Annotated in this window: 25 protein-coding genes and 1 pseudogene; 16 read left to right on the forward strand and 10 right to left on the reverse strand. The window is 64.4% G+C overall.

The features are described from left to right. Positions 1 to 25 precede the first annotated feature (25 nt). The 3 genes from IVB46_RS17405 to IVB46_RS17415 all read left to right on the forward strand — a co-directional run bounded on the left by IVB46_RS17405 (position 26) and on the right by IVB46_RS17415 (position 2,736). Positions 26 to 1,072: an ABC transporter substrate-binding protein gene (locus IVB46_RS17405; RefSeq protein ID WP_247304469.1), complete on the forward strand. Its 1,047-nt coding sequence runs from the start codon at positions 26 to 28 to the stop codon at positions 1,070 to 1,072. A gap of 69 nt (positions 1,073 to 1,141) precedes the next feature. After that, complete coding sequence (locus tag IVB46_RS17410; RefSeq protein WP_085405326.1) at positions 1,142 to 1,954, forward strand: ABC transporter permease; 813 nt, start codon at positions 1,142 to 1,144, stop codon at positions 1,952 to 1,954. Continuing rightward, a complete protein-coding gene (locus tag IVB46_RS17415) occupies positions 1,951 to 2,736 on the forward strand; it encodes an ABC transporter permease (RefSeq protein WP_247304467.1) in 786 nt (261 codons plus the stop codon). Before IVB46_RS17410 ends, IVB46_RS17415 begins: the two co-directional genes overlap by 4 nt. Positions 2,737 to 2,933: 197 nt before the next feature. On the opposite strand, the gene IVB46_RS17420 is transcribed toward IVB46_RS17415, so the two are convergent. Beyond that, complete coding sequence (locus tag IVB46_RS17420; protein WP_247304465.1) at positions 2,934 to 3,584, reverse strand: TetR/AcrR family transcriptional regulator; 651 nt, start codon at positions 3,582 to 3,584, stop codon at positions 2,934 to 2,936. A 203-nt stretch (positions 3,585 to 3,787) separates the two neighbouring features. Here IVB46_RS17420 and IVB46_RS17425 point away from each other — a divergent pair, with 203 nt between their 5' ends. Both IVB46_RS17425 and IVB46_RS17430 read left to right on the forward strand, forming a co-directional pair. Further along, complete coding sequence (locus IVB46_RS17425; RefSeq protein WP_247304463.1) at positions 3,788 to 5,128, forward strand: MFS transporter; 1,341 nt, start codon at positions 3,788 to 3,790, stop codon at positions 5,126 to 5,128. A 21-nt stretch (positions 5,129 to 5,149) separates the two neighbouring features. Further along, entirely contained in the window at positions 5,150 to 6,649 is a 1,500-nt protein-coding gene (locus tag IVB46_RS17430; protein ID WP_247304461.1) for a carboxylesterase family protein, read from the forward strand. On the opposite strand, the gene IVB46_RS17435 is transcribed toward IVB46_RS17430, so the two are convergent. After that, positions 6,618 to 7,079, reverse strand: coding sequence for a GNAT family N-acetyltransferase (locus tag IVB46_RS17435; protein WP_247304460.1), 462 nt, complete (start codon positions 7,077 to 7,079; stop codon positions 6,618 to 6,620). The two genes, IVB46_RS17430 and IVB46_RS17435, sit on opposite strands and share 32 nt — an antisense overlap. Positions 7,080 to 7,112: 33 nt before the next feature. Continuing rightward, positions 7,113 to 8,810 carry a GMC oxidoreductase gene (locus tag IVB46_RS17440; protein ID WP_247304458.1) on the reverse strand — a complete coding sequence of 566 codons (1,698 nt, stop codon included), beginning with the start codon at positions 8,808 to 8,810 and terminating at the stop codon, positions 7,113 to 7,115. 262 nt (positions 8,811 to 9,072) lie between these two features. Between IVB46_RS17440 and IVB46_RS17445 the strand changes: the two are divergent. Beyond that, positions 9,073 to 9,804: pseudogene (locus IVB46_RS17445) on the forward strand (metallophosphoesterase family protein); the annotation flags it as partial. Between the two features lie 80 nt (positions 9,805 to 9,884). Here IVB46_RS17445 and IVB46_RS17450 read toward each other — a convergent pair. Genes IVB46_RS17450 through IVB46_RS17465 form a run of 4 tightly spaced genes read right to left on the reverse strand, consistent with a single transcriptional unit; the run spans position 9,885 to position 12,913 of the window. Next, positions 9,885 to 10,613, reverse strand: coding sequence for an aspartate/glutamate racemase family protein (locus IVB46_RS17450; RefSeq protein ID WP_247304455.1), 729 nt, complete (start codon positions 10,611 to 10,613; stop codon positions 9,885 to 9,887). Between the two features lie 39 nt (positions 10,614 to 10,652). Continuing rightward, positions 10,653 to 11,411, reverse strand: coding sequence for an amino acid ABC transporter ATP-binding protein (locus tag IVB46_RS17455; RefSeq protein WP_085405277.1), 759 nt, complete (start codon positions 11,409 to 11,411; stop codon positions 10,653 to 10,655). Further along, entirely contained in the window at positions 11,408 to 12,070 is a 663-nt protein-coding gene (locus IVB46_RS17460; protein ID WP_166102640.1) for an amino acid ABC transporter permease, read from the reverse strand. The genes IVB46_RS17455 and IVB46_RS17460 overlap by 4 nt, the downstream gene beginning before the upstream one ends. Positions 12,071 to 12,076: 6 nt before the next feature. After that, positions 12,077 to 12,913, reverse strand: a complete 837-nt coding sequence (locus IVB46_RS17465) for a transporter substrate-binding domain-containing protein (RefSeq protein WP_247304453.1) — start codon at positions 12,911 to 12,913, stop codon at positions 12,077 to 12,079. 237 nt (positions 12,914 to 13,150) lie between these two features. Here IVB46_RS17465 and IVB46_RS17470 point away from each other — a divergent pair, with 237 nt between their 5' ends. The 10 genes from IVB46_RS17470 (at position 13,151) to IVB46_RS17515 (ending at position 22,466) form a co-directional block, all read left to right on the forward strand. Beyond that, positions 13,151 to 14,068, forward strand: a complete 918-nt coding sequence (locus IVB46_RS17470; protein WP_247304451.1) for an NAD(P)-dependent oxidoreductase — start codon at positions 13,151 to 13,153, stop codon at positions 14,066 to 14,068. A 17-nt stretch (positions 14,069 to 14,085) separates the two neighbouring features. Next, entirely contained in the window at positions 14,086 to 14,439 is a 354-nt protein-coding gene (locus IVB46_RS17475; protein WP_063981348.1) for a RidA family protein, read from the forward strand. A gap of 9 nt (positions 14,440 to 14,448) precedes the next feature. Continuing rightward, complete coding sequence (locus IVB46_RS17480) at positions 14,449 to 15,675, forward strand: pyridoxal phosphate-dependent aminotransferase (RefSeq protein WP_247304449.1); 1,227 nt, start codon at positions 14,449 to 14,451, stop codon at positions 15,673 to 15,675. After that, complete coding sequence (locus tag IVB46_RS17485; protein WP_247343164.1) at positions 15,672 to 17,333, forward strand: thiamine pyrophosphate-binding protein; 1,662 nt, start codon at positions 15,672 to 15,674, stop codon at positions 17,331 to 17,333. Before IVB46_RS17480 ends, IVB46_RS17485 begins: the two co-directional genes overlap by 4 nt. Before the next feature lie 3 nt (positions 17,334 to 17,336). Then, positions 17,337 to 18,602 carry an FAD-binding oxidoreductase gene (locus IVB46_RS17490; RefSeq protein WP_247304446.1) on the forward strand — a complete coding sequence of 422 codons (1,266 nt, stop codon included), beginning with the start codon at positions 17,337 to 17,339 and terminating at the stop codon, positions 18,600 to 18,602. 9 nt (positions 18,603 to 18,611) lie between these two features. Further along, positions 18,612 to 19,355 carry an aspartate/glutamate racemase family protein gene (locus IVB46_RS17495; protein ID WP_247304443.1) on the forward strand — a complete coding sequence of 248 codons (744 nt, stop codon included), beginning with the start codon at positions 18,612 to 18,614 and terminating at the stop codon, positions 19,353 to 19,355. Between the two features lie 120 nt (positions 19,356 to 19,475). Next, positions 19,476 to 20,168: a GntR family transcriptional regulator gene (locus IVB46_RS17500; protein ID WP_247304441.1), complete on the forward strand. Its 693-nt coding sequence runs from the start codon at positions 19,476 to 19,478 to the stop codon at positions 20,166 to 20,168. A 328-nt stretch (positions 20,169 to 20,496) separates the two neighbouring features. Then, positions 20,497 to 21,039 carry a thiamine pyrophosphate-binding protein gene (locus tag IVB46_RS17505; RefSeq protein WP_063981353.1) on the forward strand — a complete coding sequence of 181 codons (543 nt, stop codon included), beginning with the start codon at positions 20,497 to 20,499 and terminating at the stop codon, positions 21,037 to 21,039. Then, positions 21,039 to 21,629: a thiamine pyrophosphate-dependent enzyme gene (locus tag IVB46_RS17510; RefSeq protein ID WP_247304438.1), complete on the forward strand. Its 591-nt coding sequence runs from the start codon at positions 21,039 to 21,041 to the stop codon at positions 21,627 to 21,629. The genes IVB46_RS17505 and IVB46_RS17510 overlap by 1 nt, the downstream gene beginning before the upstream one ends. 57 nt (positions 21,630 to 21,686) lie before the next feature. Further along, entirely contained in the window at positions 21,687 to 22,466 is a 780-nt protein-coding gene (locus tag IVB46_RS17515) for an SDR family oxidoreductase (protein ID WP_247304436.1), read from the forward strand. 4 nt (positions 22,467 to 22,470) lie between these two features. On the opposite strand, the gene IVB46_RS17520 is transcribed toward IVB46_RS17515, so the two are convergent. Genes IVB46_RS17520 through IVB46_RS17530 form a run of 3 tightly spaced genes read right to left on the reverse strand, consistent with a single transcriptional unit; the run spans position 22,471 to position 25,490 of the window. Beyond that, entirely contained in the window at positions 22,471 to 23,298 is an 828-nt protein-coding gene (locus IVB46_RS17520; protein ID WP_081369148.1) for a carbohydrate ABC transporter permease, read from the reverse strand. Beyond that, positions 23,295 to 24,143 carry a sugar ABC transporter permease gene (locus IVB46_RS17525; RefSeq protein ID WP_085405270.1) on the reverse strand — a complete coding sequence of 283 codons (849 nt, stop codon included), beginning with the start codon at positions 24,141 to 24,143 and terminating at the stop codon, positions 23,295 to 23,297. Before IVB46_RS17525 ends, IVB46_RS17520 begins: the two co-directional genes overlap by 4 nt. A gap of 6 nt (positions 24,144 to 24,149) precedes the next feature. Next, on the reverse strand, positions 24,150 to 25,490 hold the full coding sequence (locus IVB46_RS17530; RefSeq protein WP_247304434.1) for an extracellular solute-binding protein: 1,341 nt from the start codon (positions 25,488 to 25,490) through the stop codon (positions 24,150 to 24,152). Positions 25,491 to 25,563 lie beyond the last annotated feature (73 nt).

Raw genomic sequence — 25,563 nt, forward strand, 5'->3', positions numbered from 1 at the left:
TTATTTGGTGATGGAGGAGGCGAGGATGACGACGACACGGAATTTTGGATTGGGCTGTGCCGCGCTGGGCGCAATCGGATTTACCACCGCGGCGAGCGCCGCCGAGCAGATCACCTTCGTCTCGCAAGGCGGCGCCTATCAGGCGGCGCAGACGGTGGCGATCCTCGATCCCTCCGCCAAGAAGCTCGGCATCACCATCAACCAGGACTCGATCCCCGACGCCTGGCCGGCGATCAAGACGCAGGTCGGCAGCGGCAAGCCGATCTGGGACGTCGTCGACACCCCGACCGGCTATTGCCTGCGCGGTGGCGAGCAGGGGCTGATCGAAAAACTCGACTTCTCCAAAATCCCGAACGCGGCGGCGATGCCGGAGGCCTATCGCAGTCCCTATTCGGTGTCTTACGAGTTCTATTCCAGCGTGCTGGCCTACAGCCAGAAGACGTTTCCGAAGGACGCGCCGAACAGCTGGGTGGATTTCTGGGACGTCAAGAAATTCCCCGGCCGCCGTGCGCTGCGCAATCACCCGATCGCCACGCTCGAGGCCGCGCTGATGGCCGACGGCGTCGCGCCCGACAAGCTCTACCCGCTCGACGTCGACCGCGCCTTCAAGAAGCTGGAGGAGATCAAGCCGCACATCACGGTGTGGTGGACCTCAGGCGCGCAGTCGGCGCAGCTCCTCAATGACGGCGAGGTCGACATGGAGATGGCCTGGAACGGCCGCGTCAGCGCCGTGGCCAAGGAGGGTGCAAAGGTCTCCTTCACCTACAACCAGGGCGTCCTTCAGAGCACTTCGCTCTGCATCCTCAAGGGCGCGCCGAATTTGGAGACGGCAGTCAAATTCGTCAACGAGGCCGTCGATCCCGTGCACCAGGCCAATCTGCCGCTCAACATCGACTACGGCCCGGGCAATCCGAAGGCGTTCGAGACCGGCGTGATCAAGCCCGAGCGCGCCGCGCAATTGCCGAGCGAGCCGGCGAACGCGGCCAAGCAGGCGCTGATGTCCTACGCCTGGTGGTCCTCGCCCGCGGGCGAGGCCGCCGAGAAGCGCTGGGCGTCCTTCATGCAGAAGTAAGCGAGGTCAGCGTTGTCGACATCCGTGCCAGATTCCTCCCAAAAGCATCAGCGCCGCGAGCATGCGCTGATGCTGGCATTGGTGTCGCCGGCGCTGCTCGTGATTCTTCTCCTGATCGTACTGCCGGTCGGCTGGCTCGCCTGGCAGTCGATCTACCATGACGGCTTCACGCTGGAGAACTATCGCCGGGTCTTCACCGAAGACATCTACTGGCGCAGCTTTGCGCTGACCTTCGAGATCAGCCTCGCCGTCACCGTGATCGCGCTGCTGCTCGGCTATCCCGTGGCCTATCTCGCCAACGCAGTGCCGAAAGGATGGAGCATCCTGATCCTGTCGCTGGTGGTGCTGCCGTTCTGGACGTCCGTGCTGGTCCGCGCCTATGCCTGGCTGGCGCTGCTCCAGCGCACCGGCGTGATCAACCAGCTCCTGCGCTATCTCGATGTGATCTCCGAGCCGCTCGCGCTGGTGCACAACACGTTCGGCACGGTGGTTGCGACCGTGCACATCCTGCTGCCGTTCATGGTGCTGCCGCTCTATGCCACCATGCAGAAGATCCCCGGTGATTTGATGCAGGCCGGCGCGAGCCTGGGGGCGAGCCCGTCGCTCACCTTCTTCCGCGTGTTCCTGCCGCTGTCGCTGCCGGGCGTGCTCGCCGGCTGCACCATGGTGTTCGTGCTCTGCCTCGGCTTCTACATCACGCCGGAATTGCTCGGCGGCGGCCGCACCGTGATGGTGTCGATGCTGGTGAGCCGCAATGTCGAGCTCTACAACCAGTTCGGCGCCGCGAGCGCGGTCGCCGTGGTGCTGCTCCTCAGCGTGCTCCTGATCTTCTTCGCCGTCAGCCGCTTCATCTCGCTCGATCGCGTGTTGGGGCAGAAATGACGCGCACTTCGCCCGCACGGATGGTCCTCTACGTGATCAGCGCGCTGGTGCTGGTCTATCTGATCCTTCCCGTCCTGATCATCGCGCCGATCTCGTTCTCCAGTGCGCGCTTCCTGACGTTCCCGCCGCCGTCGTTCTCGCTACGCTGGTACCAGCAATATTTCGCCAATCCGGCCTGGATGCAGGCGACGCGGGTGACGCTGACGGTCGCGTTCTTCACGGTCCTGATCGCAACGCCGTGCGGGGTTGCGGCGGCCTACGCGATCAGCCAGTCGAAGCTGCGCATCATGCGCATCATCCACATGGCGCTGCTGCTGCCGCTGGTGGTGCCGATCATCATCACTGCGGTCGGCATCTTCTTCGTCTATGCAAAAGTCGGCCTGGTCGCGACCATGCCCGGCCTCGTGCTGGCGAACGTGATGCTGGGCCTGCCCTATGTCGTCATCTCGGTGCTTGCGGGCTTGCAGAGCTTCGATCCGGCGCAGGAGATGGTGGCGCGCAGCCTCGGCATGAACCGTCTGCGCAGCTTCTTCGCGGTGACGCTGCCGCAGATCAAGTCCAGCGTGGTCGCGGGCGGCATCTTCGCCTTCATCTCGGCGATGGACGAGACCATCGTCGCGCTGTTCATCTCCGGCGGCCAGTATCAGCCGCTGACCAAGCGCATGTTCACCGCGCTGCGCGACGAGATCGATCCGACCATCGCCGCGATCTCGACGCTGATGACGGTGGCGTCGTTCATGCTGGTGCTGCTGGCGAGCACGCGGGGCAAGAAGGGCGGGTGAGGGGGCTCCGGCCTCCGCCGTCATCACCCGCGAAAGCGGGTGATCCAGTACTCCAGAGACGGTGGTGGTTCCTCGATAGGCCGCGGCGTACTGGATTCCCCGCCTGCCGCCTACGCTAAAGCTTCGGCGCCCCTGGACCGCAGCCCCGGCGAAGCCTTGGCGTAGCCGGGTCGCGGGGAATGACAGCGAGTGTGTGGCTAAGCCTTCGCCGCCAGCCACGCCAAGATCATCTCCACGATCTGCGTCCGGCTCTTCGCCAGCACCCTGGGCTCGCTGAGGTCGCGGTCGAACAGGGCGCCGAAGGTGTGGCGGTTGGCGACGCGGAAGAAGCAGTAGGAGGAGATGGCGAGGTGCAGGTCGATGGCGTCGACGTCGTCTCGGAAGACGCCTTCGCCGCGGCCGCGCTCAAGGATGCCGTCGAGTGTCGCGATCACGCTGGCGTTGAGCTGGCGCAGTTGCAGATTCTGCTTGAGGTGCTTGCCGTGGTGGATGTTCTCGATGCTGACGAGGCGGATGAAGTTCGGATTGCGCTCGTCATGGTCGAAGGTCGCCTCGATCAGCCGGCGCAATCCCTCGCGGGCGTCGCAGCTTTCGATGTCGAGTTGGTCCTCCAGCGCGCGGATGCTGCGATAGGCCTCCTCCAGCACCGCGAGGTAGAGCTGCTCCTTGCCGCCGAAATAGTAATAGATCATCCGCTTGGATGTGCGCGTGCGCGCCGCGATCGCATCGACGCGGGCGCCGGAATAGCCCTCCGAGGCGAATTCGGCCATCGCCACTTCGAGGATGTCGCGCTTGGTGCGCTCGGGGTCGTTGGTGCGCTTCGATGGGGGCGGCATGCGCTCGAGCATCACTGTTTCTCCCGCCAGTTTCCACGGATCACCTTGAAGGTGAAGGCAAATTTCACCCGTCCGGGCACTGATCCAATGCGTATTGCATAAACGTACTAGTTCGTACATTATCAGACCAAAGTTGCGGCAACCAGAACCAGAAAACGCGCGCGAGGCGATCTGCCTGACGCGAACCGCACCGGCCACATGGGGAGGAGCCTTCAATGACGTTGACGCCAACCGCACCGCTGCGCGCATCATCCAGCGCGGAAGCCACGCCGAACAAACTGCCGAAGCGCGCCGCGCTGGTCAGCTTCGTCGGCAGCATGCTCGAATACTACGACTTCTTCATCTACGGCACCGCTGCGGCGCTGATCTTTCCGAAAGTGTTCTTCGCCAACGTCGATCCCTCGACCGCGACGCTGCTCGCGTTGCTCTCCTTCGGCATCGGCTATATCGCCCGGCCCGTGGGCGCCGTCATCCTCGGCCATTTCGGCGACCGTATCGGCCGCAAGACGGTGCTCTTGTTCACGCTGGTGCTGATGGGCGGCTCGACGCTGGCGATCGGCCTGTTGCCGGATGCCAAGACGATCGGCAATGCCGCGCCTGTCATCCTGACGCTGCTCCGCCTGTTGCAGGGCCTGTCGGCTGCCGGCGAGCAGAGCGGAGCCAACTCGCTGACGCTGGAGCATTCCGCCAATTCGAACCGCGCCTTCTTCACGAGTTGGACCCTGAGCGGCACCCAGGCCGGCGCGATCCTTGCAACACTGGTGTTCATCCCGGTGTCGAGCCTGCCGGAAGACCAGTTGTTGAGCTGGGGCTGGCGCATTCCGTTCCTGCTCTCCGCGCTCGTGCTGCTGGTCGCCTACCTGGTGCGGAGGACCATGCCGGAAACGCCCGTCTTCGAAGACATCAAGGACAAGGCGCAGGTGGCGCGCTTCCCCGTCGTTACGCTCATGCGCGACTACTGGCCGGACGTGCTGCGCGTGATCGTCTGTGCGCTGATCGCCACCGTGAGCACGATGACCGCGGTATTCGCGCTCGGCTATGCCACCAGCAAGTTCGGCGTCGCGCGCCCGACCATGCTGTGGGCCGGCGCGCTCGGCAATGTCACCGCGCTGATCACCCAGCCGCTGTGGGCGCTGCTGGCCGACAGGATCGGCCGCAAGCCGGTGTTCATCGGTGGCGTGCTCGGCTGTGCAGTGCTGGTGTTCCCGTACTTCATGCTGGTGACATCAGGGAATACGCTGGCGATCTTCGCCGCGGCAATGATCCTCTCGGGCGTCATCTACGCCGCGCCGAACGCGATCTGGCCGTCGTTCTATGCGGAGATGTTCGACGCGCGCGTGCGTTACTCCGGCACGGCGATCGGCACGCAGCTCGGCTTCCTCGCCGCCGGCTTCACGCCGCTGGTGAGTGCGAGCCTGGTCGGCGAGGGGCCGAACGGCTGGATTCCCGTGGCAATCTTCGTTGCCTGCTGCTGCGTGATCTCGGCGGCATCAGCGGCCACCGCGCGCGAAACCCTCAATGTCGACATCGCCGATCTCGGCAAGCGGCACGCCTGAGCCAGCATGAGTGAAAGTCGCATGTTGACCAATGCAGTTTCGACCACCAGCGGGCCGATCATCGGCGCCGAGCAGAACGGCCTACGCGCCTTCAAGGGCGTGCCGTTCGCGACCGCGCGGCGTTTTGCCAGGGCGACACCGCCGCTCGCGTGGACGGAGCCGCGCCGATGCACGGACTACGGCGCTTACGCGCCGCAGCCCGGCCACCTCGATCATGCTGACGAGGAATCCTGTCTCAGCCTGAACATCTGGGCGCCGGCGGCGGATCACCCGCTGCCGGTCAAGTTCTTCATCCATGGCGGCGCCTTCGTCACCGGCGGCGGCGCCGACTATGACGGCTCCTTCCTCGCTGCCCACGGCCCGGCGGTCATCGTCACCATCAACTACCGGCTCGGGCCGCTCGGCTTCCTGCAACTGCATCGCTACGGCCTCACCGAAGCCAACAACCTCGCGCTTCAGGATACGCTCGCAGCGCTCGATTGGGTCCGGGCCAACATCGCGAATTTCGGCGGCGATCCGGATGCGATTACGCTGTCGGGACAATCTGCCGGCGCCTCCATGGTGATCGCGCTCGCAACCCTGCCGCAGGCACGAGGCAAGTTTATCCGTGCCCTCGCGCTGAGCGCGCCCGGGCGCAACATCATGAGTGCGGGGCACGCCGACGATGTCGCGCGCCACGTGCTCGAGGAGCTCGAGCTTGCGCGCGATCCCAGCGCGATTGCGTCCGTGCCGCTGCCAAAGCTGTTCGCGGCGGTAGAGCGCGTCGGACGCAGGCTCGCGGACGAGACGGACGCAGGCACCGTGTTCGGTCCGGTGCTCGACGGGACCGTGATCGCGCGCGAGCCGCGCGACGTCTTCGCCGACGAAACTTTGCGCGACATTCCGCTCTGGCTCGGCTCCTGCCGCGACGAGATGGTGATGTTCCTGAAGAGCATGCCGCCGGCCGCGATGATCCGCACCACCGAGCGACAAGTGCGCGCGGCGTTCGGCGATGCCGGCTGGTGCCGGCTGCTATCCTATTATCGCGCCAACGCGCGCCTCGACGAGGATCCGTACGAGGCGCTGTTGTCGGATGCGTTCTGGCATCGCCCCATGGCCGATCTCGCGCGGCGTCATGCTGCGGCAGGCGGCGCGGTGTGGTTGAGCCGGTTCGATCATCGCCCGGCGCTGGAGCCGTTCCTGTCGCAGGGACCAACCCATGGCGCGGACAATGCCTGCCTGTGGGCGCATCTGCCTGATTTCATCGATCGGCCGATCCTCAGGCGCAAGGGCGGGCCGATGACCCCGGCCGACATTGATGTCGCGGCGCGGTTTCAGGCGAGCGTCTTGCGCTTCGTCACGACCGGCATGCCGGACGTCGCGCAAGCGTGGCCGCAGTTCGAGCCGGGCCATGAGCCGCTCGCGATCTTCGGCCAGCCGTTTCACATCGTGCCGCTCAACGACGGCGCGCGCTTCCGCGTATGGGCGGAGCTATCGGCGCAGTCCGGACCTACGAAACAGCAGCGAGCGATCGCTCCATGATGATCGTGCGCTCATCGCCATAGTAGCTGTCGCGCACGGCCTTGAACCCGAGCCGCGCGTAGAAGGATTCGGCGGTGACTGAAGATGGGACGGTCAAAAAAGCGATGTTTCGCTCGCGCGCGATGCGCTCGATCTCGGCCATCAGCCGTTTGCCGATCCCCAGGGCCTGAACGTCGGGAGCCACGAAGACCGTGCGGACGACGCTTTCGTCAAGGCTCGCCGTTCCAACGACGCGGCTGCCAACGGCGGCAACAAGGACCGTGCGTTTGCGGATCAGTTCCAGAACGGCGGTCGGGCTGAAGCTGTGCTCGACCCGCTCGATGATCTCGACGGTGTAGTCCTTCGCATTTGTCTCGCGCAGTGCGCGCAGAATGACGGCGCTGATTTCGCCGCTGTCCTCTTGGCGCGCCGGGCGGATGGTGCATTCCATTGATCTCTCCGTCTGCCCGGCAGTCGTTAGTGCTCACTGCATTATCGCCGCCGCGATCTTCTCCGCCGACATCAGCACCGGAAAATTGGTGTTGGCGCACGGCACCACGGGGAAGATCGAGGCGTCGACGACGCGCAGGCCCTGAACGCCTTTGACGCGGCCTTGATTATCGACCACCGCCATCGGATCGTCGGCCCGGCCCATGCGGCATGAGCACGAGGCGTGCCACACCCCGATGGTCGCCTTGCGGACGAAGGCTTCCAGCGCATCGTCGTCGTTCATCACCTGGTCGAAGGTGAAACCTTCGACGACGAAATTGTCGATCAGGTAGTGGCGCAGCGCCGCCGGCCCGTCCATCAAGGTCGCGGCGATCTTGGTCAGGATCCTGTTTTTGGTATTGACCACGCCGATCTTGCGCACCTTGTCGGTATAGGCGGCTGGAAACGGCTTGTCCGTCACCGCTTTCACCACGTCGCTCATCTGCACGGCCGCCATCTTGCGGAAGCCGCTCATCAGGCGGTCGAGGTCGCGGCGGTCGGACAGCAGATTGAACTCGACGATCGGCTCGGCGGCGGGATCGCGCGAGGCGAGCTTGACCTGTCCGGTCTCGGAATAGGTCTTGTTGACGAAGGTCAGCAGCGAGCCGATCTGCTCGCCGACCGCGTGCCAGGCCGATTTGCTGAGCAGGACGACGAACATGTCGCCCTTCGGTACGCCCGACAGCCCGGATGAATAACGCAGGCCAAGCTGCATGTGGCGCCTGGTGTGCTCGTTCATGCGCGCGCCGCGGCGGACAAAGGACGACAGCGAAATCGAAGGATGATCCATCAGGCGCTGACCGACGCCTGCCAGCCCCATCAGGACGGGAATGCCCATATCCTTGAGATGACCGACCGGGCCGATGCCGGCGCGCAGGAGATGCGCCGGCGAATGGATCGCGCCGCTGGAGAGGATGATCTCGCGGCCGCGGAATTCCTGTTCCCGTCCGTCGACCGTCGCCTTCACGCCGACGCATTGCGTACCTTCGAACAGCAGCTCTCTCACCTGCGTGTTGGTGGAGATGGTGAGATTGGCGCGCTTGCGCGTGTCGCGATCGAGATAGCCCATCGCGGCCGAGACGCGTTGCTCGGCCTGATTGGAATGCGTCACCGGAAAATAGCCGTCGACGAACTCGCCATTCTGGTCCGGCACGAACTGATGGCCGGCCTGGTGGAAGGCGTCGGCGAACGCCTGCGAATGCCGCGTCCAGTGTTCACGGGGAATTCTGCGTACCGGAATTCGGCCGTTCTTGCCGTGGTACGGGCCGTCGAAATCGAGGTCGCGCTCGACCTTCTTGAAGAAGGGCAGCACGTCGTTCCAGCTCCAGCCGTCGGCGCCCCGCGCGTCCCATTCATCGTAGTCGGTCGGTGCGCCGCGGTTGGCCATCTGGCCGTTGATCGACGAGCCGCCGCCGAGCACGCGCGCCTGCTCGTATTTGCGTAAAGGAGGGCGCGCTTCGTTCGGATTGTTGTGGCTGACGATCTGGGTGGTGACCTTGAGTTCGGTCCAGTGGAAGCGGGGATCGAAATAGGCCGTGCCGGGATAGCTGTCCCTGATCTCTGCGGGCTCGTTGCCGGGCGGTGTGTCCTGTCCGGCCTCGCACAGCAGGACCTTGTTGGCGCTCTTTGCGGAGAGCCGGTGGGCCAGCACGGACCCCGCCGAGCCGCCGCCGACGATAATGAAGTCGTACACGATTGGCGTTTCCTCTTGGTCTTGTCCGGGAAACGTAGCGTGTTATTTTCCCGAGGTCACGTCGGCATTGCCGCGACAGTTCGTAACTCGCATTGCTTGCCTGGCAACCACGATCGTGTAATTCTTCTGGCAGCGCCGATTTGATCCTCAGCTTGCGGGCGCTTCTACAAATGCAGCTAAAGAGACGTAGCTAAATTGACTAGCCAGTCCTGCATCCCCCGCATAGCGAGAACGATCGGCCATTCCGAATGGGAGGGGCCAAATGAGATTTGCTGCCATCGCGGACGTGCATGGGAATCGTCCGGCACTTGAAGCCGTCCTTTTGGACATTGCCATGCTTGGCATCGACGAGGTCGTGAACCTCGGCGACCATGTCAGCGGTCCGCTCGAGGCAGCCGGGACCGCGGACCTGTTGATGGCGCGAGGCTTTCCCTCGATACGGGGCGATCAGGATCGAATCCTCGTCGAACTCTGGCAGGCCGGCGGCTCCGCTCGCAGCGATTTCCGTCAGCTCACGCGCAAGCATTTCGAGTGGATGGCAAGCATGCCGTCCACGCTCACGTATAAGGAGCGGGTGTTCCTGTGCCATGGATCGCCGCGGGATGACGCAGCTTTCTGGCTCGACCACATCGCCGACGACGGCTACCCGCGCCCGAGCGGCATCGACGCGATCGAGGCTGAAGCTGAGGGGATCGACGCCGAGATCATCCTGTGCGCCCACACCCACATTCCGCGCGTGGTCCGCCTGAGGGATGGCCGGCCGGTCGTGAATCCCGGCAGCGTCGGGTTGCCCGGTTATGACGGGAAGGCGCCCGTTCCCTACGTGGTCGAGGTCGGTACGCCGCATGCGTGCTACGCGATTCTGGAGCATGCCGGCGCAGACTGGTCCGCGACGATCCGCTACGTGCCCTACGACACCGCGGCCATGGCCGCACTGGCGCGCAGCAAAGGCATGCTCAGCTGGGCAAGCGCGATTGCGACGGGTTGGGTTCAGCGGGAGGGGGGGAGGCCGACGCGTCCGTCACGCCCTGACGCGTCTCGTTCCGGCCGGCAACGAGGGGCAGCGGGGCTCGTTCAGCGCAGGAACGGCACCGGATTGGCCGCGCGGTAGAACAGATTGATCAGCGTGTTGATGTCGAACACGGGCAGGTTCGAGACTTCGGCGACGTCCCGCGAGAACGGGCACATGTTGGTGCACTCGAACAGGATCGCACCCGGGTTTTTACAGGACGCCATGAAAGCTTCCGTCATCTCGATCATCTCGGCGCGGAGGACGTCGGTTTCCAGTTCCTCGCGGCCGAGAATGTAGGTTGCGGGAAACTGCGCATCGGGCTTCATGCCCTGGATCTGGACGGGGATCTCGTCCGGCGACCAGCCGACACCGCGGAAATGCCCCTCGTTCATGTGGTGGCCGCGTTCGGTGAAGATGCCGATGACCTTGCCCGGCGGCAGCATGGCATGGATCAACGGCGCCTGGATCAGGCTCGAGGTGAAGACCGGGATGTTCACGGCTGCCGCGAGCTGCTGCTGAAATGGCGCGAGGAAGCCGCAGCTCGTGGTGATCGCCTTGACGCCGTCAGCTTCCAGCTCGCGGGCCGCCGCGATGAACGGCTCGAGCAGGGCGGGATCGGGATGGTCGCCCATGATCCTTATGGCGTGTGCGCCGCGCACGATCTTGTAGCGCACCGGGAAATCATAGGAGAGCGCATTGCCGATGTCGCCGCGCGGGCGCGGGAAGCGGGTATCGAGCATCAGGATGCCGATCGTCTCGCCGTAATTCGTGAAGCCGCCGCGGAGTTTCATGGGTGTCCCCACCGATTCGGAATGGTCGTGCCAGGCAGTCTAATGCGTTTCGTGAAACCGGCTGAGGAAGGACTTCAGCCGTTCGCTGCGGGGCTGGCGGATGGTCTCTTCGGGCGTGCCGATCTCGGCCATGATGCCGTCGTTCATGAAGCCGACGCGGGTGGAGACGTCGGCGGCGAAGGCCATCTCATGCGTCACCAGCACCATGGTCATGCCTTCGCTCGCAAGGCTGCGGATGACGGACAGGACTTCGCCGACAAGTTCGGGATCGAGCGCCGAGGTCGGCTCGTCGAACAGCATCACGTCTGGCTTCATCGCGAGCGCACGCGCGATCGCGACGCGCTGCTTCTGGCCGCCGGAGAGGCGGCTCGGAAAGGCGTCGGCCTTGTCGGCGAGGCCGACCTTGGCGAGCAAATCGCGGCCAAGCGCATCGGCTTCGTTTCGCGCCATGCCCTTCACCTGCACCGGCCCTTCGGTGACATTGGCGAGCACCGACATGTGCGGGAACAGGTTGAAATGCTGGAACACCATGCCGACGCTGCGGCGAAGCAGCGCAAGCTGCGCATCGCCGGCGGCGCGCATGCCCTTGCCGAAGGCGAATTTGTGCGTGCCGATGGCAAGCTCGCCCTGCTGCGGCATTTCCAGGAGATTCAGGCAGCGCAGGAAGGTGGATTTGCCGGAGCCGGAGGCGCCGATCAAGGTGACGACCTCGCCGCGGGCGACCGAAAGTGAGACGCCCTTGAGCACCTCATGGTCGCCGAACGCCTTGTGGATGTTGTCAGCGATCAGAGCACTCATCGATGCGCTCCCATCTTGAGCTCGACCCTATCAGCGACCAGCGTCAGCGGGAACAGCACGACGAAATAGAGCACGGCGATCGTGGTGTAGACCTCGAGCGGCTTGTAGCTCGACGCAGTGATGACCGTGCCCTGATAGAGGAGGTCGCCGACCGCGACCACCGACACCAGCGAGGTGTTCTTCAGCTGCATGATGGTCTGGTTGATGAAGGAGGGGATCATCACCTGCGTTGCCTGCGGCAGCACGATGCGGCGAAAGATCTTGCCGCGGCGCATGCCGATGGCGCGGCCGGCCTCCCACTGGCCGGTGTCGACGGCCTCGATGCCGCCGCGGAAGATTTCCGCATAGAACGAGCCGGCATAGAGCGACAGCGCGATGAAGCAGGCCATCGCCGGCGACATGTCGACGCCGATCAGCACGGGGAGGGCGTAGTAGACCCAGATCAGCTGCACCAGCAGCGGCGTGCAGCGGAACACCTCGATATAGAGACGCAACGGCACCGTGACCCAGCGCGGTGCCGTCGTGCGCAGGATGCCGACGAACAGTCCGATGGCGAGACCCGCGACCACCGTGGTCACCGTGTAATACACGGTGACCAGGAGCCCTTGGCAGATCAGGCCCCAATACGGCTTGAGCGCCGCGAAGTCCCAGACATACATGGCCGATCAGAACTGCACTTCGGCCGGAAGATCGTCGGCGGTGAGGCCGACGGCCTCGAAGCCTTTCAGCATCCAGTCGCGGGTCTGGCCCATCGAGCGGTTGTAGTCGGCCCAGGCGCTGAGGAAATCCTTGTAGCGGCGGTCGCTCTCGGCGCGGATGCCCATGTTGGTCGGCAGCGTCAGCAGTGGGCGCGGAATGGCGAGATCGCCGAGGTTCGGGTTCTTCTTCAGCGTCGAGACCGAAAGCACCGCCAGCGAGACGTTGCAGTCGGCACGTCCCGTCGCGACCGCAAGGATCGCCTCGTCGCGGTTCTTGAAGCCGAGGATGGTCGCCTTCGGGCAGTAGCGGCGCGCGATGGTCTCATGGGTCGAGCCGATGTCGACGGCGATCTTGACCTCCGGCTTGTTGAGCTCGGCCCAGGTCTGCGGCTTGGCAAAGCCCTTCTTGGTGATGACGGTGAAGGAGTGCACCAGGATCGGCGTCGAGAAGTCGATGACGAGCGCGCGCTCCGGCGTCGGGTTCACGGCGAAGGCGAGGTCGACCTTGTCGGCCTGGAGATCGAGGATCTGGTTGCCCCAGGTCGATTCCAGCGTCTCGACCTTGGCGCCCAGCTTGCCGGCGATGTCCTTGGCCATGTCGATGCAGGCGCCCGACCATTCGTTGGTGGCGAGGTCCTTATGGAAATAGGGCTCCTGGCCGACGATGACGGCGACGCGCAGCACGCCATTCTTCTTGATGCGGTCGAGCGTGGAGGTCGGCGCATCGGCCTTGGCCGAGCCGCTCGCGGCGGCGAACGCTGCGCCTGCCAGCGCGACGGTGGTGAGAGCATCCCTGCGATTCATGGTCTCTGTCTCCCTGGAATCTGGGTCGGATCGTGTCCGGCCTCTGGACTATTTCTGTATTCAGGATAAAATGCAATACGGTATTTCGAGTTGCTGGCCATTTGGGCGGCAAGGCAGAAATGAGCCCAATATCTTGGCAGGATTGCGCAAAATTCCTGATGGGGAGGGGTTGTAAATTGCATTTAAGTCTGAATACAAGACTGAACGCAATATGGAAGTGAGCTGAAGGAGAGGCCTGTGCGCGCCCTATTCGTCGATGCGAACGAGACCCTGGCAGCGGTGACCGACAAGCTGCTGCGCTCTGCGAGCCTGCCGGTCGGCATCAACCGCAATCCCTCGATCAAGCCCGACGATCTGCCCGGCCTGCTCGGCGATGCCGAGATCATGATCGTCGACCACACGGCGGTGCCATCAGCGATTGCCGAGAAATGCGCGAAGCTGAAGCATGTCGTCTTCCTCGGCACCGGCGCGCGCAGCTACATGAATCCGGAAGAGCTCGCCGAGCGCGGCATCTCCGTCCACACCATCAAGGGTTATGGCGATACGGCCGTTGCCGAGTGCGCGATCGCGCTGATGTGGGCGTCTGCGAAGAGCTTTGGCGAGATGGATCGCGGCATGCGTGAGGGCAACTGGCTGCGCCGTGACGCGGTTCAGCTCACCGGCAAGACGCTCGGCCTGATCGGCTTCGGCGGCATCGCGGCGGAAGCCGCGCGCATGGCGGCGGGCTGCGGCATGAAGGTGATTGCCTGGAACAGGACGCCGAAGACCCATCCCGGCGTCGAGTTCGTCTCGCTGGAGAAGCTGCTCGCCGAGAGCCACGTCGTCTCGCTGCATCTCTTGCTCAACGACGAGACCAAGGGTTTCCTGTCGCGCGAGCGCATCGCCCAGATGCGTAAAGGCAGCATCCTGATCAACACCGCGCGCGGCGCCGTCGTCGACGAGGACGCGATGCTTGACGCGCTGCGTTCAGGCCACATCGCGCATGCCGGCCTCGACGTCTTCACCGTCGAGCCGCTGCCGGCGGGGCATCCCGTAACCAAGCTGCCGAACGTGACGCTGTCGGCGCATTCGGCGTTCCGCACGCCCGAGGCGAGCGACAACCTCATCGGTGCGGCGCTCGACCACTGCCGCCGCATCATCGCCACCGGCAAGTAAAGACATAAGGACATCCCATGTCGGATATCACCCGCATCGACCAGAACGCCCGCCGCAGCCGCGCTTCCGTGTTCGGCGATCTCGTTTTCCTCGCAGGTCAGGTGGCGGACACCAAGACCGCTGATATCACCCAGCAAACGAAAGAGGCGCTGGCGAAGGTCGACGACATGCTGGCGCGCGCCGGCACCGACAAATCGCGCCTGCTCAGCGTGCAGGTCTGGCTTAGGAACATGGACGATTTCGACGCCATGAACGCGGTCTATGATGCCTGGGTCGTGCCGGGCAACACGCCGACCCGCGCCTGCGGCAAGGTCGAGCTCGCCGATCCCGCCTTCCGTATCGAGGTGATCGCGATCGCCGCGCGCAGTTGAGGCTCGGCCGTGACTGTCCAGGCGCCCGCATCGACCTTCCGTCCCGCCCAGCGCATCAGCGCGATCGGTGTCTCCGAGATCTTGAAGATCGGCGCGGTCGCGCAGCGGCTCAAGCGCGAGGGGCGACCGGTGATCGTGCTGGGCGCCGGCGAGCCTGACTTCGATACGCCTGATCATGCCAAGGACGCGGCCGAGCGCGCCATCCGCGCCGGCCAGACCAAATATACGATCCTCGACGGCACCGTGGAATTGAAGGCGGCCATCGCCGAGAAATTCCGCCGCGAGAACGATCTCGTCTATGCCGCCGACGAGATCACCGCAGGCGCCGGCGCCAAGCAGGTGATCCACAACGCCTTCATGGCGACGCTCAGTCCCGGCGATGAGGTGATCCTCGCCGCGCCCTACTGGACCAGCTATGCCGACATGGTGCGCATCGCCGACGGCACGCCGGTGGACGTGCTCTGTCGTGAGGAGAACGGGTTTCGGCTCGATGCCGCCGATCTCGAACGCGCGATCACGCCGAAGACGCGCTGGCTGCTCTTGAATTCGCCGTCCAATCCGACGGGCGCCGCCTATTCGGCCGCGCAGCTTCGCCCGATCCTGGATGTGCTCAAGCGCCATCCGCATGTCTGGTTGATGGCGGACGATATCTACGAGCACCTGATTTATGACGGCATGCCGTTCGTGACCGCAGCGGCGCTCGAGCCGAGCCTGAAATCACGCACGCTGACCGTGAATGGTGTTTCCAAGGCCTACGCCATGACCGGCTGGCGCGTTGGCTACGGCGGCGGTCCGCGCGAATTGATCGCGGCGATGGCGGTGGTGCAGAGCCAGAGCACGACCAATCCCTCCTCGGTGAGCCAAGCCGCTGCGATCGCCGCGCTGACGGGGCCGCAAGGCATCCTGATCGAGCGCCGTGCCGCCTTCCAGCGCCGCCGCGACATCGTGGTCGATGCGCTCAATGCCATCGATGGTGTCACCTGCCGCCGGCCGGAGGGCGCGTTCTACACCTATGCCAGCTGCGCCGGCCTGATCGGCCGCCGCACGCCGGATGGTACCGTCATCGACAGTGACGCGGCGTTCTGCCGCTTCCTGCTGGAGAGGCATGACGTGGCCGTGGTGCCGGGCAGCTGTTTCGGCCTTGCACCTTATTTCCGCCTGTCCTACGCCACCTCGGAACAAAACTTGCGCGAGGCCGTGATGCGCATCGCCAAAGCCTGCAGGGAGCTGTCATGACCATTCGCAACACCCGCACCGGGGGCCAGATCCTGATCGATCAGCTCGTCGCCCAAGGCGTCGACCGCGTCACCTGCGTGCCGGGCGAGAGCTACCTCGCGGCACTCGACGCGCTGCATGACAGCCCGATCGACGTCGTGATCTGCCGCGCCGAAGGCGGTGCAGCGATGATGGCGGAAGCCTATGGCAAGCTCACCGGCCGTCCCGGAATCTGCTTCGTCACCCGCGGCCCCGGCGCCACCAATGCCAGCCACGGCGTCCACATCGCGATGCAGGATTCGACGCCGATGATCCTGTTCGTCGGACAGGTCGACACCGGCATGCGCGAGCGCGAGGCGTTCCAGGAGCTCGACTACAAGGCGGTGTTCGGCACCATGGCGAAATGGGCCGTCGAGATCGATCGCCCCGATCGCATTCCGGAGCTGGTCGCGCGTGCCTTCCGCGTCGCCATGCAGGGTCGTCCGGGTCCCGTGGTGATCGCGCTGCCGGAGAACATGCTGACCGAGACCGCGGCCGTTGCGGACGCCATGCGCATCGAGCCGGCCGTGAGCTGGCCGGCGCCCGCTGACATCGAGCAGGTCAGTGCGATGCTGGCGAGTGCGAAGGCGCCGCTCGTCATCCTCGGCGGCTCGCGCTGGACGGATGAGGCGACCAAGAGCATCGCGCGCTTCGCCGAGCGGTTCGACCTGCCGGTCGCGACCTCGTTCCGCCGGGCCTCGCTGATCGACGCCGATCATTCGCATTATGCCGGCGATCTCGGCATCGGGCCGAGCCCTGGCCTGAAGGCGCGTATCGATGGCGCCGACGTCATTCTCCTCATCGGCGGCCGCATGTCGGAGATGCCGTCCTCGTCCTACACGCTGTTCGACATTCCGACCCCGCAGCAGAAGCTGATCCACGTGCATCCGGGCTCGGAAGAGCTCGGCCGCATCTACCAGCCGGCGCTCGCGATCCAGGCGACGCCTGCCGCGTTCGCGGCCGCCGTCGAGACGCTGAAGCCCGCTGGCGCCGTTGCCTGGAAGGGCGAGGCCGCCAAGGCGCATGCCGATTACCTCGCCTGGACCGACAAGGCGCGTGAGCTGCCGGGCACATTCCAGTACGGCCAGGTCATGACCTGGCTCCGCGACCGCCTGCCGAAGGACGCGATCGTCTGCAACGGTGCCGGCAACTATGCCGGCTGGATCCATCGCCATCACCGTTTCCACAGCTTTGCCGCCCAGCTCGCGCCGACGTCGGGCTCGATGGGATATGGCGTGCCGGCCGCGGTGCTTGCAAAGCGGCAATATCCGGATCGCGTCGTCGTCGCCTTTGCCGGTGATGGCTGCTTCCTGATGAATGGCCAGGAATTCGCGACCGCCGTGCAGTACGACGCGCCGCTGGTGGTCATCGTCGTCGACAACTCGCAATACGGCACCATCCGTATGCACCAGGAGCGTGATTATCCCGGCCGCGTGGTCGGAACTCAGCTCAAGAACCCTGACTTTGCGATGTATGCGAAGGCATTCGGTGGCCATGGCGAGCGCGTCGAGCGCACCGAACAGTTTGCGCCGGCGTTCGAGCGCGCGCTCGCTTCGGGCAAGCCGTCGATCCTCCACTGCATCATCGATCCGCGCGCGATCTCGGTCGGCAAGGATTTCGCGCCGGCGGTGAAGGCGTAGCCGATGTCGGAAGGCCGCCACGTCGCTATCATCGGAGCCGGCGCGGTCGGCGTGATCAGCGCCATCGAGGCGCTGCGCGAGGGGCATCGCGTCACGCTGATCGACGCAGGCGAGCCCGGTGGCGAACAGGCGGCGAGCTACGGCAATGCCGGCTGGCTCTCCTCCCATTCGGTGATTCCGCCGGCCGAGCCGGGCCTCTGGAAGAAGGTGCCGGGTTATCTGATGGACCCGCTCGGCCCGCTCGCGATCCGCTGGTCTTACTTGCCGAAGGCGCTGCCCTGGCTGATCAAGTATTTGCTCTCGGGCTGGACCGAGGCACGGGTCGAGAAGACGGCGTTTGCGCTGCGCGATCTGCTGAAGGACGCGCCGCTGCTGCACAAGAAGCTCGCGGAAGAAGCGGGCGTGCCCGAGTTGGTCGAGCGCAACGGCGTGATGCACGTATTCCCGTCGCGCGGCAATTTCGACAGCAATCTCGGCTGGCGCCTGCGCAAGAAGGTCGGCGTCGAATGGCTGGAGCTGAACGCCGACGAGATGCGTCAGCGCGAGCCGGATCTGCATCCGCGCTACACCTTTGGCGTGGTGGTGGAGGAAGCCGGCCGCTGCCGCGATCCCGGCGCTTACGTTGCGGCGCTGGCTCAGCATGCGCTCGCGAGCGGTGCCAAGCTCGTTCATGCCAAGGCGACCGGTCTGAAGCTTTCAGGCAACAAGCTCGTTGCCGTTCTCACCGAGACCGGTGAGATTGCTTGCGATGCCGCGGTAGTCGCCGCCGGCGCGCGGTCAAAACAGCTCACCGCATCCGTCGGCGATCCCTTGCCGCTCGAAACCGAGCGCGGCTATCACGTCATGATCGAGAACCCGGAATCGGGTCCGCGCAGCTCGATGATGGCGTCCGACGTCAGCATGGTGGTGAACTGGACCGACAAGGGCCTGCGCGCCGCCGGCACGGTCGAGATCGCGGGCCTCGAGGCCGCGCCGAACTGGAAGCGCGCCGAAATCCTGCGCAACAACCTCTTCAGCATGTTCCCGAAACTGCCGAAGGATATTTCAGATTCGCGCATCAAAACCTGGTTCGGCCATCGGCCGAGCATGCCGGACGGCCTTCCCTGTATCGGCCATGCGCGTGCCTCGCGCGATATCGTCTACGCCTTCGGCCATGGCCATGTCGGCTTGGTCGGATCGGCCCGCACCGGCCGTCTGGTCGCGCAGCTTCTGAGCGGCAAGCAGCCGGAGATTCCGCTCGCCCCGTTCGCGCCCACTCGCTTCCTCTGAGAACGCAACATGACCTATGCAGCCAACTCGTCCTCTCGCATCGCCCGCGGCGGCAAGGCCATCTATGGCGCGCCGCTCGGCATTTTGATGCTGGAGGCACGCTTTCCCCGCATTCCCGGCGATATGGGCAACGGCACGACCTGGCCGTTCCCCGTGCTCTATCGGGTGGTGAGCGGCGCGTCGCCGGAGAAGGTGGTGCTGAAGGGCGCCGCCGGCCTGCTGCCTGACTTCATCGATGCGGCGAAGGACCTGGTCCGGCTGGGCGCGGAAGCCATCACCACCAATTGCGGCTTCCTCTCGCTGTTTCAGAAGGAGATCGCGGCCGCCGTCGGCGTTCCCGTTGCGACCTCGTCGCTGATGCAGGTGCCGTGGGTGCAGGCGACCTTGCCGCCGGGCAAGCGCGTCGGTCTCGTCACGGTGTCAGGCTCGACCTTAACGCCGGCCCATCTCGAAGGCGCCGGCGTGCCGCTCGATACGCCACTGGTCGGCACCGAGCACGGCAAGGAATTCTTTCGCGTCCTGATCAAGGCCGAGAAGGACGACATGGATGTGACCCAGGCCGAGCGCGACGTGGTCGAGGCGGGCAAGGAGCTGGTCGCGAAAAATCCGGATGTCGGCGCCATCGTGCTCGAATGCACCAACATGCCGCCTTATGCGGCAGCTCTGCAGGCCGAAGTTGGACTGCCGGTCTACGACATCTATTCCATGATCACCTGGTTTCATGCTGGACTGCGCCCGCGCGCGTTTGGCTGAGCCCGGCTGTCGCAAAGCTCTGCACAAGATGTGCTAGGCAGCTGTTTGGATTGCAATCGTCCATGCAGCCCCGGTATATTGGGCTGTGTTCGGGCATGAATGCAGCTTATGAAGAGCAACGTGGAACTGGCTTCCGATAGTATCGTCGATCGCGTCTATGAACAGCTCAAGGCGATGGCCGTGAGCTATGAGTTCAAGCCGGGCGAACGGCTCAACGAGGGCGAACTGGCAAAGCGCCTCGGCGTCAGCCGCACGCCGCTGCGCGAAGCGCTCAACCGTCTCAACACCGAAGGCTTCCTGCGCTTCACGCCGGGCAAGGGCTTCTTCTGCCGCGAGCTCGACGCGCACGAGATCTTCGATCTCTACGAGTTGCGCAAATCGATCGAGGTCGCCTCGATCCGCCTCGCCATCAAGCGCGCCAGGGACGAGGACATCGACGCGCTCCTGAAATTCCTCGAAGCTACCGGTCCCGATCCCGGTGAGCGTTCGTCGGTGGAGCTGGTCGAACTCGACGAGACCTTTCACGAGCGGTTGATGGGGATGTCGAACAACGCCGAGATGCTGCGCGTGCTGCGCAACGTCAACGCCCGCATCCGCTTCGTGCGCTGGATCGACATGGACCGCATCAACCGCTCCAACACCCAGGCCGAGCACCGCGCGGTGATCGAAGGACTGAAGGCGCGCGACGAAGAGGCCTGCGTCTCGGTGCTGGAGAAGCACATCGACCGCCGCCTCGACCGCATCACCTCCGCGATCAAGGAAGGCTACGCGCAGATCTACATGCCGGCTGCGGCAAGGTCTGCGGCGAATTGAGTCGCTAGTCCAAGCGACAGTGTCTCTTCCCTTCTCCCCTTGCGGGAGAAGGTGGCGCGAAGCGCCGGATGAGTGGTATCTCTCCGCGCATATCGATGCATATGAATGCGCCGAGAGATACCCCTCACCCCAATGAGTTTGTATCTTCCCGCGGTGATGCCCTCTCCCACAAGGGGAGAGGGCGCAGTCATGCGCATCGTGCGCTGTCCCACAGGCGGCAGCAGAAAAGGCAGCTATACAATCCTTCAATACCTGATCGTGCCAGACGGTCAGAGCCGTCGCGCGGAATAATCGCTAGGGTCCGCTCGAATTTCACGGAGACCTCGCGGTGCACAGCCCTCAACCGAATCCCGAAACGCGCAGCAGCGACGACTGGCCGTCCGAGCTCTATCGTATCCTCAAAGCCGCCGACGTCAGGCAGATGTCCTACGTTCCCGATGCCGGCCACAGCCAGCTCATCCGCATGTTCTCGGCCGACCGCGACGTCACCACCAACGTGCTGACGACCGAGGAGGAGGGCATCGCCATCGCCGCCGGCGCCTGGCTCGGCGGGCAGCGCAGCGTGCTGCTGATGCAGTCGAGCGGCGTCGGCAATTGCATCAACATGCTGTCGCTGTCGGCGATCGGGCGCTTTCCGCTGCTGATGCTGGTGACCATGCGCGGCGAATGGGCCGAATTCAATCCGTGGCAGGTGCCGATGAGCCGGGCGACGCAGCCGTCGCTGGAAGCGATCGGCCTGAAAGTGATGCGCGCGGAGACGGCGGAGGATCTGGTCGAGACGGTCGAATCGGCGGCATCGCTCGCCTACGAGTCCGACCAGCAGATCGCGGTTCTGATCGGGCAACGCCTGATCGGCAAGAAGAAGTGGTGATGCCGATGCAAGTTCAACTCGATCGTCGCGCCGCTGTCGCCGCGCTCCTGAAGGACCGCAAGGACACGCTGGTCGTCTCCGGTCTCGGCTCGCCCACCTACGACCTGCATTCCGTGGGGGATCACGACGGCAATTTTTATCTCTGGGGCGCGATGGGCGGCGCCGCGCTGATCGCGCTTGGGCTCGCGCAGGCGCAGCCGGGCAAGCGCGTCCTCGCCTTGACGGGCGATGGCGAGCAGTTGATGGGGTTCGGCGGCATCGCCACGATCGGCGTCGCGCGTCCGCGCAATCTCGACATCGTCGTGATCGACAATCAGCATTTTGGCGAGACCGGCATGCAGGCGAGCCACACCGGCCGCGGCGTCGATCTCACGGCAATTGCCGCCGCCTGCGGCTTCGCCGCGACCGGAACCATGCGGACGCTCGAGGAGGTGCAACGCCTCGCCGCGCAGATCGCCGGACCGGCCGATGGCCCGCGGCTTTTTGTCATCAAGGTTCTGGCGGAAAATCCGCCGCGCTCGCTGCCCTCGCGCGATGCCGTCTTTATCAAGAACCGGTTCCGTGCTCATCTCGGCTTCGCGGCGGCTTGAACCGGGGTCCTCTCCGGGATAGCTCGCTGCTCAAGCAGCTATCCTGGAGTGAGACCCATGAAACTATCCGGCAAGGTCGCCGTCATCACCGGCGCGGCGCGCGGCATCGGCAAGGCGTGCGCAAAGCGATTCCTCGACGACGGCGTCAAGGTCGTCATCTCGGACGTCGATACGAATGAGCTCGAGAAGACCGTCAACGAGCTGGGCAAGCCCAAGGAATTGTATGCCGTGCCATGTCACGTCGCACGGCGTGCGGACGTCGATCGCGCGGTGGCGACCGCGGTCAGGGAATTCGGCCGGCTCGACATTATGGTCAACAATGCCGGCGTCGCCCGCAACCGCGACATCCTGGAGATTTCCGAAGAGGAATTCGACGAAATCATCGGCATCAATCTGAAGGGCGCGTTCTTCGGCGTGCAGGCGGCGGCCAAGCAAATGATCGCGCAGGGCGGCGGTGGGGTCATCATCAACATGTCCTCGGTGAACGCGCTGCTGGCGATCCCGACGCTTGCGACCTACGCCATCTCCAAGGGCGGCATGAAGCAGCTGACCTCGGTCGCCGCGGTCGCGCTCGCCCCGCACAACATCCGCGTCGTCGCGGTCGGGCCGGGCACGATTTTGACCGATATGGTGGCGTCGTCCATCTACACCTCGGAGGATGCCCGCAAGACCGTGATGTCACGCACGCCGGCTGGCCGTGGCGGCGAGCCGAGCGAGGTGGCTTCCGTCGTGGCGTTCCTTGCGAGTGATGACGCGTCTTACATCACCGGGCAGACGATCTATCCGGATGGTGGGCGGTTGATCCTGAACTACACGGTGCCGGTGAAGGAGAAGTAGGGCTTCAAGACTTCACCGCGCCCGACGTCATGCCGTCGATGAACTGACGCTGCAGCAGCACGAAGATCGCAACGATCGGCAGCACGATGGTGACGGCTGCGGCCAGCATCTCGCCCCAGTCGGTCGAATACTGGCCGGTCAGATTGTAGAAGCGCACGATCGCGGTGACGTTGCTGTCGTTCTGCAGGAACGTCACGGCGATGACGAACTCGTTCCAGGCGTTCAGCCCGACGATGATGGCGACCGTGAGCAGCCCGGGCCGCATCATCGGCAGGATCACGTACCAGAAGGTCTGCCACGGCTTTGCGCCGTCAACTTGGGCTGCTTCCTCGAGCGCGACGGGAATCGCGAGCGCGTAGGTGCGCAAGAGGAAAATTGCAAACGGCGAGAACATCGCCGTGTAGATCAGCGCCACCGCGGGGATCGAATTGACCAGCCCGAGCTTCGCGAAGATGAAGTAGAGCGGGTAGAGATAGAGCTGCACGGGCACGGTGATCGTGGCCATGAAGTAGAAGGTGATGAAGCGCCAGAATTTTCCCTTCTGCCGCGCCAGCACATAGGCGCAGGGCGTCGCGGTGACGCACACCATCAGAATGGTCAGGATCGCGACTTCGGCACTGTGCAGCAGGCTCGGGCCAAGCTGGGCGTTGCGCCAGGCGGAGGAAAAATTCTCCCAGTGCAGCTGGGTCGGCAGCGCGAGCGGATTGCTGCCGATCTCGACCGTCGTCTTCAGTGCGTTCATTACGGCAAGCACGATCGGCAGCAGGGAGCTGAACGATGCGATGCCGATCAGCCCGAGGCTGAATGTCCTGCTCCAGCGATCCCCGATCATGTCGATTGCGCGTCGTCGGTGATCTGGAGCCAGAGATAGACGGCGGTGGCACACAGGCCGAACAGGCTCATGACGCAGGCGGCGGCTGCAGCCTGGCCGACATCGCCTTCGAAGAAGGCGTGGCGGTAGGCAAATGTCGCCAGCACCTCGCTGCCATAGGCGGGGCCGCCGCGGGTGACGATGAAGATGAATTCGAAGACCTGGAACGACCAGATCACGGTCAGGATCAGCATCAAGGTCAGCGTCGGGCGGATGCCCGGGATCAGAACGTAGCGGAACAAAGCAAAGAAGCCGGCTCCGTCGAGCCGCGCGGCTTCGATCTGGTCGATGCTGATCTGCCGCATCGCCGACAGGAACACGACCGCGAGAAAGCCCCACCAGTGCCAGATGTCGACCGCGGCGACAGCATAGAGCGAGCGGTCGGGATCGGCGAGGGGATCGGAGATCGAAAAGCCGTGCTCGTTCAACCAGGCGACGACGCCGGTCGCGGGGCTGAAGATCATGCCCTGAAAGATGCGGCCCGTGACTGCGACAGCGATGATGCGCGGCAGGAAGATGATGGACTGGACCACGATGCGCGCCTTCGGCGCCATCAGCAGCGCTGCTGCCATCACGAGCGCGAGGCAGACCGGCACGGTGAGGAAGATCGCCGTCCAGATGAAGTTATTTGTCAGCGCCGACCAGAACACGGGATCGGCGAACATGTTCTGGAAGTTGGCCAGTCCCGCCCACGCCGGCTTTCCGACACCGTCCCACATGAAGAACGCCGCCGTGAATGTCAGCACGGCGGGAACCAGGATGATGCAGACGTTAATCAGGAGCGCTGGAAGCGCGAAGAGCCACATCGTGCGTCAGGCCGTCCGCGGCGGCAGCGGCGGCACCTTGCCTTCCTTTGCTTCCTGGCTGAAGAGCGTCTGCATCCGCGTGAGGTAAGCGTCCGGCGTAATCTTGTTGAGCCAGACCTGCTCGATGCCTTCGATCAGATAGGAGTTGGTGGCGCCGGGCCAGAACGTCCAGGTGGTGAAGCCGTACTGCCCCTTGCTGAACGCTTCGTGCAGATTCGCGATCGTCTTCTCGAATAGATGATAGCCGATGCCCTGGAGCATGTCCGGCGGCAGGTCCTTGACCGGGAGTGCCCATTTGCCGGGCCAGTCGCGGTTCATGGTCTCGTAGAACTTGCGCGTCAGCATGAACTCGAACACTGCGGCTGCGCCTTCCGCATTCTGCGAGTTCTTGGCGATCGACAGCGTCGCGCCGCAGGCGAGATGGACCAGTGATCCAGTGAAGGCCGAGCCGAGGGTCGGCGTCGGCATGACGTCCATCACGGTGTCGGGCTTCGACATGCCGTAGGATTTGGTACCGAACGACCAGGTGCCGCTGAACGCCATCGCCGCCTTGGCGTTGACGACCTGGAGGAAGCTCTGCTCGATGGTCAGCGAGAAGTAGTTCTTGCCGAAATAGCCCTTGTTGTACCACGCCTTTGACAGTTCGACCGCCTCGACGAACGGCGGCGCGGTCCAGGGCAGTTCGCCGGCAAGTGCCTTGCGCACGTTGTCGGGGCCAGCGACGTTGTTGAAGAACACCGTCATCAGCCACTCGTTCACGCCCTTCCAGTCGGCATTGCCGGCGCCGAAGGGGATGATGCCTTTGGCGAGCGCTGCGTCTGCGATCGCCTCCATCTCCTGCCGGTTGGTCGGCTGCTTCCAGCCGTTCTGCTTGAACAGCTCCTTATTGTAGAACAGGTGCATCGACTCGTAGTCGCGCGGCAGCGCGTAGAGCTTGCCGCCGTAGACGCTGGTGTTGAGCAGCGGCGCCAGGAAGCGATCCTTCCACTTGTACTTCTCGGCGAAATCGTCGAGCGGCAGCACCTGGCCGGCATTCGCGATCGCGGTGAGATAGGCGGGACCCGCTGTCTGCACGATGTCCGGGCCGTTACCGGCGACGAGTGCGACCTTCAGGAGGTTGTTGACGGCGGCGCCCTTCACCTCGAGCTGGAGCAGATATTTGTCCTGCGAGGCGTTGAACGCCTCGACCAGATCGTTGCGCAGCGCGGCCTGGCCGTCCGAATTCGCCTGGCCGAACCAGAAAGTCACGACCTTGCGCCCGTCCTCGGCGCGAACGTCGCGCGGCAAGCTAACGGCAAGCGCGGCAGCGGGGATGGCGGCAACAAGCTGGCGTCGGGTCATGGTCATGGCGATGAACCTCGGTTTCCTCAGGTCATTGGCAGTGATTGTTGATTTTCCTTTAGTAATACGTATAACTAAG

Source organism: Bradyrhizobium sp. 61, assembly GCF_023073075.1.
Taxonomy (GTDB): Bacteria; Pseudomonadota; Alphaproteobacteria; order Rhizobiales; family Xanthobacteraceae; genus Bradyrhizobium; species Bradyrhizobium barranii.